12 protein-coding genes are annotated in these 17,087 nt (G+C 39.8%); 4 read left to right on the plus strand and 8 right to left on the minus strand.

The window, feature by feature from the left end:
* Positions 1 to 138: 138 nt before the first annotated feature.
* The gene (locus AAHB15_RS19175; protein WP_342043098.1) at positions 139 to 1,704 is read left to right on the plus strand and encodes a flavin monoamine oxidase family protein; all 1,566 of its coding nucleotides are present in this window, start codon (positions 139 to 141) and stop codon (positions 1,702 to 1,704) included.
* Positions 1,705 to 1,778: 74 nt separating this feature from the next.
* Here AAHB15_RS19175 and AAHB15_RS19180 read toward each other — a convergent pair whose 3' ends face one another.
* Complete coding sequence (locus tag AAHB15_RS19180) at positions 1,779 to 2,984, minus strand: MFS transporter (RefSeq protein WP_342043099.1); 1,206 nt, start codon at positions 2,982 to 2,984, stop codon at positions 1,779 to 1,781.
* Between the two features lie 357 nt (positions 2,985 to 3,341).
* Here AAHB15_RS19180 and nirB point away from each other — a divergent pair, with 357 nt between their 5' ends.
* Together nirB and nasC are read left to right on the plus strand one after the other, a co-directional pair.
* The gene (gene nirB, locus AAHB15_RS19185) at positions 3,342 to 5,705 is read left to right on the plus strand and encodes a nitrite reductase large subunit NirB (RefSeq protein WP_342043100.1); all 2,364 of its coding nucleotides are present in this window, start codon (positions 3,342 to 3,344) and stop codon (positions 5,703 to 5,705) included.
* A 70-nt stretch (positions 5,706 to 5,775) separates the two neighbouring features.
* A complete protein-coding gene (gene nasC, locus AAHB15_RS19190; protein ID WP_342043101.1) occupies positions 5,776 to 7,926 on the plus strand; it encodes an assimilatory nitrate reductase catalytic subunit NasC in 2,151 nt (716 codons plus the stop codon).
* A 104-nt stretch (positions 7,927 to 8,030) separates the two neighbouring features.
* Here nasC and nspC read toward each other — a convergent pair whose 3' ends face one another.
* From nspC to AAHB15_RS19220, 6 genes are all read right to left on the minus strand, one after another.
* A complete protein-coding gene (nspC, locus tag AAHB15_RS19195) occupies positions 8,031 to 9,158 on the minus strand; it encodes a carboxynorspermidine decarboxylase (protein ID WP_335574429.1) in 1,128 nt (375 codons plus the stop codon).
* Position 9,159: 1 nt separating this feature from the next.
* Positions 9,160 to 10,398, minus strand: a complete 1,239-nt coding sequence (locus tag AAHB15_RS19200; protein ID WP_335574428.1) for a saccharopine dehydrogenase family protein — start codon at positions 10,396 to 10,398, stop codon at positions 9,160 to 9,162.
* Between the two features lie 565 nt (positions 10,399 to 10,963).
* A complete protein-coding gene (locus AAHB15_RS19205; protein WP_098527654.1) occupies positions 10,964 to 11,692 on the minus strand; it encodes a GntR family transcriptional regulator in 729 nt (242 codons plus the stop codon).
* A 66-nt stretch (positions 11,693 to 11,758) separates the two neighbouring features.
* On the minus strand, positions 11,759 to 12,541 hold the full coding sequence (gene frlD / locus AAHB15_RS19210) for a fructoselysine 6-kinase (RefSeq protein ID WP_335574427.1): 783 nt from the start codon (positions 12,539 to 12,541) through the stop codon (positions 11,759 to 11,761).
* A 67-nt stretch (positions 12,542 to 12,608) separates the two neighbouring features.
* The gene (locus AAHB15_RS19215; protein ID WP_342043102.1) at positions 12,609 to 13,622 is read right to left on the minus strand and encodes an SIS domain-containing protein; all 1,014 of its coding nucleotides are present in this window, start codon (positions 13,620 to 13,622) and stop codon (positions 12,609 to 12,611) included.
* 132 nt (positions 13,623 to 13,754) lie between these two features.
* Positions 13,755 to 15,098: an amino acid permease gene (locus tag AAHB15_RS19220; protein WP_342043103.1), complete on the minus strand. Its 1,344-nt coding sequence runs from the start codon at positions 15,096 to 15,098 to the stop codon at positions 13,755 to 13,757.
* A 530-nt stretch (positions 15,099 to 15,628) separates the two neighbouring features.
* Between AAHB15_RS19220 and AAHB15_RS19225 the strand changes: the two genes are divergently transcribed.
* Entirely contained in the window at positions 15,629 to 16,186 is a 558-nt protein-coding gene (locus tag AAHB15_RS19225) for a hypothetical protein (protein WP_335574423.1), read from the plus strand.
* 48 nt (positions 16,187 to 16,234) lie between these two features.
* Here the strand turns inward: AAHB15_RS19225 and rluF are convergent, their stop codons facing one another.
* On the minus strand, positions 16,235 to 16,942 hold the full coding sequence (gene rluF / locus AAHB15_RS19230) for a 23S rRNA pseudouridine(2604) synthase RluF (RefSeq protein ID WP_342043104.1): 708 nt from the start codon (positions 16,940 to 16,942) through the stop codon (positions 16,235 to 16,237).
* Positions 16,943 to 17,087 lie beyond the last annotated feature (145 nt).

The raw sequence follows: 17,087 nt of genomic DNA on the forward strand, positions 1-17,087 counted from the left end.
TCAGAAAAAGCAGAACCACCTTATTGCCTATAGCAAATCAAAGATGCCATGCATATTTTATTAAACATCGTTACTATTTTACGATAGTAAATCAACTGATGATGAGCATGGTCTATTTTTGCCTAAAGGGGTGGTTTCTTGACACGAACACTATTGGCAAGTATCTTGCAGAAATGTTTTGCAATAGCAAGTAATGAGCTGATGAATCAAATAAGTTCTGGACAAGCTTTACTACAAGCGGTTGACCCTGTTAAAAACCGTATTACTGCAGAAAAGGAAATCGATCAAATAATTAACATCAACAGGAATAAAGAAAATACTCACAGGATTGTCATTGTGGGAGCGGGTTTGGCGGGGCTCACTTGTGCCTATCGTCTTAAGCAGGCTGGAATTTCATCTACTGTCTATGAAGCAACGGGGCGGGTTGGGGGACGTTGTTGGACAAGGAGGGGCTTCTTCAAGGAGGAACAAATTGTTGAACGTGGTGGTGAATTCATTGATACGAATCATAAGGAGATTCTCGAACTGGTTAAAGAACTAGGTTTAAAGCTTGATAATTTACCCATGGCAGAATCCACAGGAACTGCCCCAGTTTATTTTTTCAATGGTAGTCCTTATTCTTTAGAAGATGTAACAAATGATTTTTTAACGATTCTCCCTAAACTAAAAAGGGATTTAAAAGAAGCCGGTGAATTGACACTTTATAATAGCTACACAGAACGCGGGTATGAATTGGATCATATGTCCGTTGTTGATTATATTAATGAAACTGTTCCAGGAGGGATTGATTCTAAATTTGGTAAATTATTAGAAGTTGCCTATACGATTGAAAATGGAGCTGATGCCAATCAACAAAGTGCATTAAATCTACTTTATTTATTAGGATTTGTTCAATCTGACCGCTTTCAAATTTATGGAGATTCAGATGAATGCTTTCATATAAGGGGAGGCAATGATCAGCTCCCCGCACTATTAGCCCAAAATCTTAATGGACAAATTAGATTTAATTCTCAATTAGTAAAGATTGAACAAAATGATCAAAGCGGGATAAGACTCCATTTTCGGGAAGCTGATAAAGAATTTGAAGTTTTGGCGGATAAGGTAATTCTGACTATACCCTTTAGGATTTTAAGGATGATAGATTATGAGAATGCAAGATTTTGTTCATTAAAAAAAACAGCGATTAAGGAGCTTGGAATGGGAGTTAATACGAAACTTCATGTCCAATTTTCCAATCGATTCTGGAATGAGCGTGGAAATAACGGAGAAACTTTTTCCGATACAGGCTATCAGCAGACTTTTGAGTCCTCTCGTACACAGCTAGGTAAATCAGGAATCCTTGTCAACTTTACGGGAGCAGGTACGGCGGCAGGTCAGAAGGCCTCTACAGAGGAGGAATTAAAGGAAAGGACTAGGGATTTTTTGGACAAGTTAAAGCATGTTTTGCCTGATGGTGAAATACACTGGAATGGCTTATCGACTGTTGATCACTGGTTAAGTAATCAATGGAGCAAAGGAGCGTATTCCTATTGGAAGGTAGGCCAATTTACGAAATTTGCTGGTATTCCGGGAGAACGGGAAGGCAATATCTTCTTTGCAGGTGAGCATACCTCGATAAAATATCCAGGCTATTTGAATGGAGCTGTCGAAACGGGAGAAAGGGCTGCAAATGAGGTAATCAGTGATTTGCTTAAATCATTCTAGATTAGAAAAGGGACATTCCGTGTTTGAATGTCCCTTTACACTTTTAGATTAGTTGTTTTATAGAGAAAGAAAAGTTAAATTTGCCTTGAAGCTTCCTTTGAAACCCAGGTTTTTTGCCAAGATAGCCTTGCAATGAGTACTACGATCAAACCAGCTAATCCAATTCCTGCATAAACCAAAAAGCCTGGTGCGTATGTTCCGGATATTTGTTTAAGTGTTCCGAGGATATTAGGTACAAAGAATCCGCCGATGCCGCCTGCTGCTCCAACAATCCCGGTGATCCTCCCTATTTCATCTTTAAATCTATGTGGGATTAATTGAAAGACGGCTCCATTTCCCATTCCCAAAAATAGCATCCCAAAGAACAATAAAGTTGTGACAAGTGCTAGAGGCGGAAGCTGGCTGACACCAAACATGCATAGGGCGACTGCTATAAATAAAAAGGTCAAAAGACGAGTGCCGCCAATTTTATCCGCAATGGCACCGCCAACAGGACGGAAAAAGCTCCCAGCGGCTACACAAAGTGTTACAAAATCCCCTGCACTAACCTTTGATAATTGATACTGGTCTACAAAAAAGATACTTAAAAAGCTTGATAACCCAACAAATCCGCCAAAAGTAACACTGTAAAGCAGGCAGAAATACCAGGTGTCCTTCTGTTTGAAAATAGTAAAATAATTCCCTGCCTTCTTTGCTGAAGGCTGTACTGGTGCATCTTTAGCCAACAGGACATAAAGGATAAAAACAATTGAGAGAGGAATAATTGCTAACCCAATCACATTATGCCAGCCAATGCTTTCTGCAAGACGCGGGCCAAAAAGCGTGGCAAACAGGGTTCCACTGTTACCAGCACCTGCAATTCCCATCGCTAATCCTTGTAAATGAGGAGGATACCAGCGACTCGCCATTGGAATAGCTGCTGCGAAGCTTGCCCCCGCTACCCCAAGAAAGATACCTATTAAATAAAGTTCTGTTAATGTCTTGCCGAATAACCATCCCCAAACGAGTGGGACCATCGTGACAAGCATACCAATAATGGCTGTTTTGCGCGGTCCAATTCGATCTGTTAAGACGCCAAGGATCAGACGGAAAAATGAACCACTAAGAATAGGAACCCCTACAATAAAGCCTTTTTGTGCGGGGGACAGACCGAAGTCTTTCGTAATAAAAACCCCAAGCGCACCCAATATTACCCAAATCATAAAACTGACATCAAAGTATAAAAATGACGCAACTAATGATGGTGTATGACCACTTTTTCTTAATTCTGCTAACTTCATACCAGTACTTTCACTCCTTTTGTGTACAGTAAATAGGTACCAACTGCTTTCGCTTTTAAATACGTATTACCAGCCGACATTTGGCTTTTTTGAAAAGATAACCTTCCCTAGTATCAGTAAGAATGAGAACAAATTCGCTTCATTTTTCATATTGGACCCTCCAGCTTTTTTTATTTTTTTTCATGTTGTAAGAATAGTCTGCCAAATTTTTTTTGTCATGAATGCTGTAAGGTCTTCTAACATGGAAATTTTTGTGTTAGGAAATATAACATGATTGATTTCTATTGCGTTAACTTATGAAATAATAAACGTTATTCATGGCTGTAGGATGTACTCTTACAAAACTGGAGGTTTGTTATGAGGAAGCAAAAGCTAGTCTTAGTAGGCAACGGGATGGCAGGGGTACGTTGTATTGAGGAGATCGTAACTCTGAATCCTGAAGCTTTTGAAATTACTATTTTTGGCAGTGAGCCACATGTGAACTATAATCGGATTCTTTTGTCCACTGTGCTGCAAGGCGATACATCGCTTGAGGATATTACCATAAATGATCGTAATTGGTATGAAGGAAAACAAATTAAACTATTTACCGGGGAAACAGTTGTAAAGATTGATACCGCAAAACAGGTTGTCATTACAGATAAAAAGCAAGAGATTTCTTATGATCGACTCATTATAGCGACTGGCTCGGTTCCATTTCTTCTGCCGATACCTGGTTCAGATAAAAAGGGTGTTACGACGTTTCGAACAATTGAGGACTGTCAGTCGATCATGGAAACAGCGAAGCACTATAAAAAAGCTGCTGTCATTGGCGGAGGGCTGTTAGGGCTCGAAGCGGCAAGGGGGCTCCTCAACCTTGGAATGGAAGTAAGTGTGGTCCACATTGGCCAATATTTATTAGATAGGCAATTAGATCAAACTGCAGCGAAAATGCTTCAAGCTGAGTTGGAAAACCAAGGAATGAAGTTTCTTTTTGAAAAACAAACACAAGAAGTTATCGGAAGCAGCCGGACAGAAGGGCTGATTTTTTCAGACGGAACCAAGCTTGACGTAGATTTGGTAGTGATGTCAGCAGGGGTTAGGCCGAATGTTCAGTTAGCCAGGGAAAGTGGAATAGAAATAAATCGAGCCATCCTCGTGAACGATTTCTTACAAACGAACATCGAGAATATCTATGCCGTCGGTGAATGTGTTGAACATCGCGGAAGTGTTTATGGATTAGTTAAGCCGCTATATGAACAAGGACAGGTGTTAGCTAAGCATATCTGTGGCATTGAAGACCAGGGGTATAAGGGTTCAGTTCTGTCAACACAATTAAAAGTCTCAGGTATAGAGCTGTTTTCTGCAGGACAGGTAGATGAGGACCCCTCGTCGAAGTCAATTAAACTATATGATGAGGTTAATCAAATCTACAAAAAGGTGATCTTTAAAGATCATAAGATCAACGGTGTGGTTCTTTTTGGAAATACCAGTGACCGAACGAGATTGCTAGATATGATGATAAAACAACAGGATGTACCGGACCTTGAAAAAGCAGCTTTATTGCAATCTTCACCTGAGGCAGGCATATCAATGGCTTCAATGCCTCTTAGTGAAATAGTTTGTAACTGTAATGGGGTGTCAAAGGGTACAATCTTGGAGGCTGTTCAAAAAGAGGGATTGACTACCGTCGACCAAGTAAAAAAATGCACGAAGGCATCAGGGTCCTGTGGCGGCTGTAAGCCGTTAGTCACGGAGCTGCTAGCCTATATAAAGAGCGATGCATGTAATGAAATGATTAAGAAGAAACCAATGTGCGTCTGTACCTCTCTGACAGAAGATGAAGTGGTACAAGAAATGCAGCTGCTCGGCTTAACTACCCCGCAAGAAGTAGTAGAGAAGTTGAATTGGAATAGCAAGAATGGCTGCAGCACCTGTCGTCCGGCGCTTGAATATTACCTAGGAATGATTTATCCAGAATACGAAAGCGAACAAGAGCCTCCGTTTGAAGACGAACGGTTGAATGTAATCGTTCAAGAGAATGGTGCGTACACGCTGATCCCCCAAATGTATGGCGGTATTACTTCAGCAGAACAGTTACGTACCATTGCGAACGTTGCGGAGAAGTATGGCGTAAAAAACATTGCTGTTACAAGTGAACAAAGAATTCATTTAATGGATGTAAAAAAGGATGTGCTAAGTGAGATATGTGCAGACTTAAACATGCCGTTAAGCAGCACATATGGAAATAGGGTGCAAAATGTCAAGACTTGCATTGGCGAACATGTTTGTCAGTGTAATAAACAACCATCTTTAAAGCTAGCTGTTACTCTTGAAAGGAAATTGGCATCCTTAAAAACCCCATATCGTGTAAAAATTGGTGTCTCTGCCTGTATGCATAATGGTGCAGGCTCCACAACTAAAGATATTGGAATCATTGGAACGGGATTAGGCTGGGAAATTTATCTAGGAGGCTCAAGCGGGAGAATGGTGCGTGCAGGGCAATTACTGGCGGTTGTTCCCACGGAAGCTGAAGCTGCTGAAATCATTATGGGGCTGATTCAGTATTATCGTGAATCGGCAAATTACTTGGAACGAACTTGGCAATGGCTCGATCGATTAGGCTTAATCCATGTAAGAGAAGCATTGTTTGATCAAGAGCTTCGCCAGGAATTATTAGTACGCTTGGACGAAGAACTGTCAGTAAGAAAAAGTATCTTAGTGAACAGTGACTATCAGTAAAAGTTAATGAGTCACTTCGGTAAGGCTGAAGGCGAATAATAAAAGTTACAGGACGAAAAGGTGAGGAATCTTGACGGAATTAATGTTAAAGTATTTCCGAAAAAAGCAAAAGGAAGTGCAAACGGAAAAGGTATATAATACCCAATGTCCTTATTGTAGTATGCAGTGTAAGATGCAATTAATCGAACAGTCTGTTGTTTCAAGAAAACAATATAAAACGGTCGGCAAGGAAAATCCAACCACTCAGGGGCGTCTATGCGTCAAAGGCATGAATGCATACCAGCATGCCTTTAACAAGGAACGATTAAAATATCCGATGTTAAAGGTAAATGGGGAATTTGTCCGGATTTCATGGGAACAGGCCTTAGAGCAGATAAAAGCTCAATTTACTAGAATACAAGAGGAAGATGGACTTAATGCCTTAGCTGTGTATGGGAGTGCATCGATTACGAACGAAGAAGCGTATTTACTTGGTAAATTTGCACGAGTTGCTTTAAAGACAAAGTATATCGATTACAATGGCCGGTTATGTATGTCGGCAGCTGCCTCAGCTGCCAGTCAAACCTTTGGAATGGATAGAGGATTCACAAACAGCCTGGCAGAAATTCCATATACCCGGTGCATTATTTTGGCGGGAACGAATATCGCGGAGTGCCAGCCGACAATCATGCCATATTTTGAAAAAGCAAAGGAAAATGGGGCATTTATTATCGCCATTGATCCACGAGAAACAGCTACTACGAAACTTGCAGACTTACATTTAAAATTGAGGCCAGGGACAGATGCAGCATTAGCAAATGGGCTGTTAAAGGTCATTGTGGAAGAAAATTATAGTAATGAGGCGTTTATACAGGAACGTGCTAATGGTTTTAATGAGGTTAAAGAATATTTAGCCACAGTAGAGTTAAGAGAAATAGAAGCCATCACTGGGGTTTCCATTAACGAGATTCAAAAAGCGGCAATCAAGTTCGGTAAAGAAGAAACAGGCATGATTTTTACGGCGAGAGGAGTCGAGCAGCAAACAGATGGTTCGGCCGCCGTCCGTAACCTTCTTAATCTCCTTGTTGCTACTGGCAAGCTAGGAAAGCCGAATTGTGGCTTTGGGGCCATTACCGGACAAGGGAACGGGCAAGGAGCAAGAGAGCATGGCCAAAAAGCTGACCAGCTTCCTGGGTATCGATCGATTGAAAACGAGGAGCATCGAGCATATGTGGCAAAGGTATGGGGAATCGACCCGGATGATTTGCCGGGAAAAGGAGTCTCCGCCTATGAAATAATGGAGAAGATTGATGAAGGAGAAATTACTGGTATGTTTTTGATGTGCTCAAATCCAGTTGTCTCCAATCCAAATGCTGACTTTGTTAAGAAAGCCTTGAAAAAGTTAAAATTCCTCGTTGCGGTGGATTTATTTGTTTCAGAATCAGCAAAACTAGCAGATTTAATTTTACCAACCTCTTCTTATTTAGAGGATGAAGGGACCATGACGAATGTGGAGGGAAGGGTAACGTTACGAGAAGCGAGCTGTCCATGTCCGGGTGAGGTGAAGCATGATTGGCAAATCATCGTGGATATTGCCCAAACTCTCGGAAAGGAAAAGTACTTTTCTTTTTCATCTGCTGAAGAAATTTTCAATGAATTGCGATTGGCAAGCCGGGGTGGAATAGCCGATTATTATGGAATTACCTATGAAAGGCTGCGAAAGGAAGGCGGTATTTTATGGCCATGTCCTGACCTTGAACATAAAGGGACTATAAGGCTGTTCGAAACCTCTTTTGCTCATCCTGATGGCAAGGCCAAGATGGTTGTCGTCCCCAATAAACCTGTGGTTCCAAAGGAAGAAGTAAACAGCGAGTTTCCATTGTATCTGACGACTGGAAGAGTCATGTCACATTACTTAACGGGAGTACAGACCAGGAGAAGTCCTGCGTTAGCGGCTAGAAATATTGAGTCCTATATGGAGATTCATCCTGCAACAGCGATGGATTATCAAATTGCAGACCATTCCTTAGTTAAAATTGATTCACGAAGAGGAAGTATCACTGTCAGGAGCAAATACTCCGAGACGATCCGTCCAGATACCGTCTTTGTTCCATTTCATTGGGCAGACTCACAAAATGTGAATGTTCTTATCAATGGAGAATTAGACCCTGTCTGCAGGATGCCTGGATTTAAATTAAGTGCCGTAAAGGTAAGCCCTGTAAATGATGTATTTGCAAATTGATGGCAAAAAACAAGGGGACGGTTCCCATGCTTCTTTCGAAGCAAGAGAACCGTCCCTTTGCGAATAAAAAGAAGCAAGAGAACCGTCCCCTTGCTTCCAATCTATTAAGCTAATCTCATTTTAAAGTCTTGATAGCCAAATTCGCGTACAACTTCACAGTTGCCATCTGTTTTTTTAATAGCGATAGCTGGTAGTGGCATGCCGTTAAATGTCGTGTTTTTCACCATTGTATAGATGGCCATATCGCCAAAAACTAAGCGATCACCGCTTTTTAATGGCTCATCAAAGGAATAATCCCCAATGACATCGCCTGTTAGGCAAGTTTGCCCGCCAAGTCGATAGGTGAATGGCTTTTCGCCCGCTTCCCCTGATCCGAATAGAGGAGGGCGGTAAGGCATTTCCAATACATCCGGCATATGGCAGGTTGCCGAAGTATCAAGAATGGCGATCTCCATTCCGTTTCGATGTAAATCAAGTACGGATGTAATTAGATAACCTGCGTTCAGGGCAATAGCTTCCCCTGGTTCAAGATATACTTCTAAACCATATTTGTCTTGCATTCTCTTAATGCAAGCTTCTAGTCTTGGAATATCATAATCTTCTCTTGTAATATGGTGGCCGCCGCCAAAGTTGATCCATTCCATTTGCGGAAGCCACTCTCCAAACTTTTCTTCCACTGCATTTAAAGTGGTTTCTAAGTCGTCAGAGTTTTGCTGGCAAAGGGTGTGGAAGTGCAGACCTGAAACACCATCAAGTAAATCAGGACGGAACTGCTCTTTGATTACACCAAATCTAGACCCTGGTGAACATGGATCATAGATTGCATGTCCAATTTGGGTAGAGCACTCAGGATTAATGCGTAAGCCCACTTTTCGGCCGGCTTCTAAAGCTTTGTCTTTAAATTTTTCCAACTGTGAGAAGGAATTAAAGATAATATGATCACAAATCGAAATAATTTCATCTATTTCATCATCACGATAGGCGGGGGCAAAGACATGATTCTCTTTGCCCATTTCTTCGTAACCTAGTCGTGCTTCGAATAATCCACTTGCTGTGGTACCACTTAAATATTTTCCAATGAGGGGATACATTGTAGTCATAGAAAATGCCTTCTGTGCCAAAACAATCTTAGCTCCTGTACGCTGCATAACACCATTTAGGATTTTTAGATTTCGTTCGACGAGACCTTCATCGATGACATAGCACGGTGTTGGTAATTCTTCAAACCGCATCTTATTTAACTAGCTCCGCTGCTTTTTTCTCTGCAGACTCATCATCAACTAAAACTGGATTAAAGTCCTCTACCCATGGAAGTCCCCATTTGTTTAACTCTTCCATGAATGGATCTGGATCAAATTGTTCAATATTATATACGCCAGCTTTGTTCCACTTACCAGTTAGGATCATCGCAGCACCGATCATCGCAGGAACACCTGTAGTATAAGAGATGGCTTGAGAGCCCACTTCTTTATAGCACTCTTGGTGGTCACAAACATTGTAAACATAATACGTTTTGTCTTTTCCATCCTTTTTCCCTCTGAAGATACAGCCGATGTTTGTTTTACCAACTGTACGAGGTCCAAGGGAAGCTGGGTCTGGTAATACAGCCTTCAAGAACTGAAGAGGGATGATTTGTTTACCTTCAAATTCAATTGGCTCGATAGAAGTCATACCTACATTTTCAAGTGCTTTTAGGTGTGTAAGGTAGCTTTGGCCAAATGTCATGAAGAAACGGATACGCTTAAGTCCTGGGATGTTTTCAGCAAGAGACTCAAGCTCTTCATGGTAAAGCAAATACATATCTTTTTCGCCAACCTCAGCGAAGTTATAAACGCGTTTGATTTCCATTGGCTCTGTTTCGATCCATTCGCCATTTTCCCAGTAACGTCCGTTAGCTGAAACTTCACGAATATTGATTTCGGGGTTGAAGTTGGTTGCAAATGGATAGCCATGATCGCCGCCGTTACAATCAAGAATGTCGATATATTCAATTTCGTCGAAGTAATGTTTTAATGCATAAGCAGAAAATACGCCTGTTACACCTGGGTCAAAGCCGCTGCCTAAAAGGGCTGTGATTCCGGCTTTTTCAAAACGCTCACGGTATTCCCATTGCCATTTGTATTCAAATTTTGCCGTATCTTCTGGCTCATAGTTTGCTGTATCCATATAGTGTGTCTTTGTTGCAAGACAAGCATCCATGATCGTTAAATCTTGGTACGGTAATGCTAAGTTCATTACGATATCTGGTTTTACTTCATTAATTAATGCGATTAACTCATCTACATTATCTGCATTAACCTGTGCAGTTGTAATTTTTGTTTTGCCGCCATCAAGTTTCGCTTTTAATTCATCACATTTCGATTTTGTACGGCTTGCGATACAAATTTCTTCGAATACTTCACTGTTTTGAACACATTTATGGACAGCAACCGATGCTACGCCACCAGCCCCGATAATAAGCGCTTTTCCCATTTTCATTTCTCCTAACGTAATAGATTTTTTTAAAGCACAATTAAATTCCGTAACAACAAAAAAAGCAAGTGCAAAACGCAGGAATTAATTGCGCACAACACTTGCTTTGATATATTCAATATTAAAAATCAAGTATATCCATGACATAAAGCCACATCTATACTCTACCAAGTCATTAGACACCATGGCAGAAAGCTTTTTAATATTCAAAATATATCATTTTAGGATCAGAGTCTATATAGCAAATAATCACTTTTACCACTCTTATTGACCGTTTCACAAGTTGTGTGCATGTGCACTGGTTGTAAAGTAACCAACTTATAAAATTTGAGCTTTTAACTCAATCAATAAGGCAACCAAAGTTGCCAATCGGCAGTTGACCCGGCTGTCCGTATGGCCTTAACTTCCTAAGGAAGTGGTCAAGGTTATCTGCTTGGAAAGATCCAGATATATTGAATATTAGCTTTCCAAAAATCATGCTACTTCATAATAGCAGTACTTAAATATAATGGCAAGAGAAAAATAAAAAAAATAAATAAAAAAGCTGGGCACCAAACAGGTTATCTTATTTTGCCCGATGAACCGTAAGTTTAACCTTGTTTGTTTCACACATAAAAGTAGAGAGGTGTACAGGTTCATCAGCTAAATTAAATGAAATCTTTAAAATTTTAAAGAGATTAGCCCCAATATCGCACTCCAGCCATTTAGCGTAGTCTTTTGTGGCACCAATAACATCAATAATTTTGTCATTACTGACAATTTCGGTTTGGTAATCGTTCAAAAGAATTTTATAAGTTGATTCATTTCCAACAATTTTCTTTTCTAGATCGGGGAATCGAATTAACGAGAAATGGGCAATATCATAAAAAAGAGGACGATCATTTACATACATTAGCCGCTCAAGTTCCAAAATTGGGCTTCCTTCCTCAACTTTAAGATATTCTGCTATTTCCTCAGTTGCAGGTATGACCTCACTTTTTAAAATTCGAGAATTAGGGGTCATGCCCAGCTGATGACTGAACTCTGAGAACCCGCTTACAGATATCAACTCGTTATGAAACTTTTTTGAGGTAACATAAGTTCCTCTCCGTGGAATACGTGTTAATGTTCCGTCCTTTACCAACTCCTCAATTGCTTTTCGGATGGTAATCCGACTTACGTTATAAATTTCACAAAGTTCAGCTTCAGTTGGTATTTGTTCATCAGGTTTATACTTACCTTGTTGGATATCATTTTTCAACATTTGCCTTATTTGCATATAGAGTGGCTGGGGGGTAGAAGGATTTAAATTCATTACTTGCTTCATCCTTATCCGTCAATAAATTATAGTATCTATTATACATCGAGAGCCCAGTCCTAGTCACCATGCACCGAAATATCGAATCGTTTTTGCAGCTGTTTTTGTACCTAACTGTAAACATTCGTTAATGGTACAGCCTTTCATTATTCCATAAATAAAACCTGAAATAAAGGAATCGCCTGCCCCCATTGTATCGACTACATTCTCTTCTATTACACCAAATTGGTGAAATTGTTGACCATCATAAGCAAGAGAACCATTTTCGCCTAATGTTGCCACGGCAACCTTTGAGCCAAGGTTTTTAATTTCCTTTAAATACTGACGTATATAGGCATCATCTTCTGTATAGGAAAAAAAGGCATAATCGACAAACGGTGGTAAGGTTTTTACAAGGGGATCATTTAATTGGTTTGAAAAATCAAATGAGGTAAGCAACCCCAATTCTTTAAATGCAGGATAATATTGCTCCACATGTCCCCAAATTCCAGCATGTACGCATTTGTGTGTCCCGATAAAAATAATTTCCTCCGGGGTTAAGGTAAAGTCAGCCATTACACCTTCATCGTATTCTCCGAATCTGCGGTCATTTCCGACTAATTCAACATAGGTAATGGCCGTTTTTCCTTCCTTTTGAGAAAGATGAGTAGTATCTACACCCTTGTTTTGGATAGCACGAATCATATCCTTACCGTATGAATCAGCCCCAACCCAGCCAATATAGGACGATTCAGCGCCTAAACCTTTTAAATAGACAGCGACATTGACTGGATTTCCTCCAGGATAGGCCTTCCCGTTTGCCTGATAAACATCCATGCAGTTATCTCCGACAGCAGCTATTTTCATTACTATATCCCCACTTTTCCTTTTTTAAGAAGAAACGAGCACTATGAGTAGTGCTCATTCATCATTTTTAATATTCCATTTGGCGATAGTATCTTCTAAGCTCTAACGAATGGTTCCGTTCACGCTCAAGATAAACACTGATTCTACTTAAGACGGACCAATTAATGCTAACAGCAAAGTGTTTTCTAAATTCCTCGCTGATTCCTTCCATTTCAAAATCTTTTGTATCAATAATCGTTACATTCTTTGTTATATTCTCAACAAATCTTTCTACACGGTCCATAAGAGGCCTTGTTTCATCTTCTCCCTTTAGTAAAATCACACTTGTATCTTCGACGACAAGTTCAAGCGTACCGTGGAAAAACTCAGCAGCATGAATGGATTTAGCATGGATCCATTGCATTTCCTCTAAGACACACATCGCATAGCAATAAGTATTTCCCCATAAATTACCGGAACCCACCATCATGTGATAATCTGTATCTTTATGTTTGATCGCAAATTCCTCTGCTTGTTGATCAAAAGATTTAACGGCATTCAGAATGGCGCGTGGAAGTAAATTAACTTCCTTCGTAAATTGCTCATATTGAGGAAATTCATCATGGTTGTACATAAATCGGAAGATAACCATATAGAGAAGTAGATAAAAAGTATCAAAAGAATGTTTTTCTGAACCTGTAGTTATACAATAGTCGACCATTTTTGTTAATGGTGTATTCGGCTCTGCTACTAAAGCAATGGTTGTGGCTCCTTTATCTTTACAATACTCGGCAGCTGCAAGGGTTTCTTTCGTTGTTCCGGAAACAGAGGTAAAGATACAAACTGAATCTTTACTAAAATGCTTATGGTTCATAACCATAAACTCCGCTGCAATTTCTGCATGAACGTCAATCGTAGAGTTTGATTTTAGAATATACTCATAGGGATACATCATGGCAATGGTTCCGCCTGCACCGATAAGAAAAATGTTCTTGTAGCCTTTTTGGCAGATTTCATCGACAAAACCTTCAATTTCCCCTCTAAATGCAAGGCCCTCTTTTTCAACAAGCTTAAGGAATAATTCTTCATCAAATTTCAACATGGACTTGATCCTCCTCTTATGTGGTGGTTAAACTATTTGTTATGTCTTGTATTATAATTAGATATAACAAATAATGCAATGTGTTTTTAAAAATAGGAAGTTAGTATAGTGGAGCTAACTTCCTATTTCAGGTCATGCTACTACGTCATTGCCCTTTTTATTTGCAGACCCAAACCTCTTATTCCAGTAAAAGTAAACAGGAAGTCCGGTTGCAATAACAATAAAGGCTGCAATCATACCTTGCCAAGGGGCCCAAGTGAAGGTTCCCCAAGCAAGCCATGAGGCACCAAGGATGGCTAAAATAGTTGTTAATTTCCACATTGGCATTCGATAGATTGGGTTATAATCATCTCGTTTACGGCATTTGTAAACAGCTGCAAAGTCCAAAATATTAATGACAAGCTGAATGAGCGTGAAGTACCCAAGTAAGGCTGTTAAATTACTCATAAATACCAGAATACAAGCATATGTAACCTGAATAATAATAGAAAAACTAGGAGTTTCATATTTCGGATGAACCTTAGCGAAACGTTGGAAAAATAGGCCATCTTTCGCCATCGCATATTCCAAACGAGGCTGAAACATAATACAGGAGCTTAATGATCCGAGAATAACAATAATGGCAGTAATTGCGACAAAGGAAGAAGCAATATGAGAAAGACCTGGAATATAACTTACTGCCTCTGAAACAGCAGCATTTGAATGAATCAGTTTATCAAACGGCATTAAGCCGATGACACAAATTGCAAGCAATGTGTACAAAGCTAGTACAATGAATACCGAGCTAATAAGTGCACGTGGGAGAATTTTTCCAGGATTTTTAAATTCGCCAGCCATAAAACAAATCGCTGCCATACCTGTGTAAGCCCAGGTAGTTGCGGATACGCCTCCGATTAAACTTGTTTTTACAGCTCCATGCGCAGGAACATATGAAAAATTACTAGCTTTCATATACATCAAACCTAAAACAATTACAATTATAAAAGGAATGATCTTAACAGCAGTGATAATAACTTGGAATAGTCCACCCTCTTTTACACTTCGATAATGGATGGAGGTAATGACTAAGATGATCGCAACCCCTAACAACTTACCAGCTATACCAGAAAAGAAAGGAAAAAAGGTAGCAAGGTAAGAAACAATTGCTAAAGCCATGATAGAAATAGAAGGGGGATCTAACGCCCAGAACGTTGCCCATCCATATAGAAAGGCAAGAGGTCTCCAACCGGCTTTATTCAGATATACGTAACCGCTTCCATTTTCAGGATAAGCAGTTGATAATTCTGCTAATACCATTACCTGCGGTATTGCAATAAGGCCGCCGATAATCCAGGCTAAAATTGAAATAGAAGGAGTTCCTGCTGCTTTTGCAACATCACCGGATGAGACAAAGATACCTGACCCTACAGTAGTTCCAACCGCAATCGCTAGAGCAGACCAAAAACCCAGTTTTCGTGTAAGAGTGCCATTACTCATAAAGAGTTCCTCCAAATCCAGATTATAAGATTGCCAATTCCCTTTATTTTTTCAAATGATTTAATGAATGCAACTTGTGGATTTTGATAATATCTCGTTCCCATATTCTCTAAAGTACAAACTCCTTGGTAATCATATTTTTGAAGACCTGCCAGATAATCTCTTCACTCTAATACGCCATTTCCCTTGCGATAGACATATAAGCAGGGGCTCACCAGCCCATAATTCAATATTTTCAATCCTAATCTGCTCGATGGTATTCAGAAAATAATTGAATGGGAAATGTCTAAAAGTGATGTTCATCCCCGCAAATCTCATTTTATCACCTCCTTTTTATTTGAAAACGCTTTATTTGTTATGTCTTGTATTATAATTAAACATTACATTAATTACAATAGTATTTTTAGATATTTTTAAATTAATAGATATAACAGCTTTGGTATTTTTACTACATTAAACAACATGCTTGGAGACAACGGGTAAGTATGCTTTAATTTTAGATAATCTGAACGAAAAGGGTGTAAGATCGGATGGAGATTAAATTAGAGTTTTTTGAAAATTTGAGAGAACCAGGTTACCTGAAGGCTGTGTGGGAAATTCTGTGTGAAAGTGATAATGAATTTTTTCCGCCGCTATCAGTAAGGGGAAGCACCTTTCAAAGTGTTCTTCAACATGAGGGGAATCATGAGGATTTGCCACATTCATACTACGAGGAAATCATTAAGCAGCCGCTCATCTTAGCTTTGAGTAAAGAGAGTGGCAAGACTGTAGGCTTTATGACCTTTAAACATAATTATAGCTGCTCAGAATTAAAGGGATTTTCTCCAGGCAATTATATTACAACGATTTGTGTAAGGAAGAGTGCTCGAAACCTAGGAATTACGCGGCAATTTTATAACATGATTCAATCAGAACAGATTCCATCCCAATTAAGAATGCCTTTTCTTTCAACGAGAACATGGTCCACAAACAGTTCGCATCTGCATATTTTGGAGACACTAGGTTTTGAAGTATGTGCGAGACTAATTGATCATCGAGGTCAAGGTATTGATACGATTTACTTTGCCAAGAAAGTCCGTTATAAATAAAAAGGGAGGAACTAAAACTTTATGTCTCAGTTCCTCCCTTTTGTTTTATTACCATTCTCTAGGCTGATATTGAAGATCATGGAACAATTGCTCTTTTTCCTTTTTTGTTAAATCCCGCCACTGGCCAATCGGCAGGTTTCCTAAATGGATATTCATAATCCTTGTCCGCTGCAGTCTGGCGACCTCATAGCCTAAGGCGGCACACATCCGACGGATTTGCCGGTTGAGTCCCTGGGTTAGGATGATTTGAAAGACATACTTCGAAAGCTGTGTTACTTTGCAAGGAAGTGTCTTGGTATTTAATATCTCCACTCCCGCAGCCATTTTCTTTACAAATTCAGCTGTAATGGGCTTATTAACAGTAACAATATATTCTTTTTCATGCTTATTTTCTGCCCGGAGAATTTCATTTACAATGTCGCCATCATTTGTCAGCAGAATTAGTCCGTCTGAGTCCTTATCCAAACGGCCAATATGGAAAATCCGCATAGGGTGATTTACAAAATCAACTATATTCCCCTTGATATGCCTCTCGGTTGTACTCGTAATCCCTACAGGCTTATTTAATGCAAGATAAACGTATTCTTTCTTTACCTTAACAGGGTTTCCATCTATTCGAACCTGGTCCCCAGGTTCAACCTGGCTGCCCATTTGAGCCACCTGGCCATTAATCGTGACCCTGCCTTCGCTAATTAACTTATCTGCCCCACGTCTAGAGCTCTTACCCGACTCACTAATAAACTTATTAATCCTCATACTAACCACGACCTTCAGTGGAATTGTCTGATTAAGAATAACCTAATTCACCGGGTCATTTCAAGGTACCCTTGTAGGTGCCTGTCACCATAACTCCTATTTGCACATTAAAATCGTAGTCTCCCTCTTAAGGTAGAAATGTCGA

The organism is Bacillus sp. OTU2372, from assembly GCF_038440275.1.
In the GTDB taxonomy this organism is placed as follows: Bacteria; Bacillota; Bacilli; order Bacillales; family Cytobacillaceae; genus Neobacillus; species Neobacillus bataviensis_B.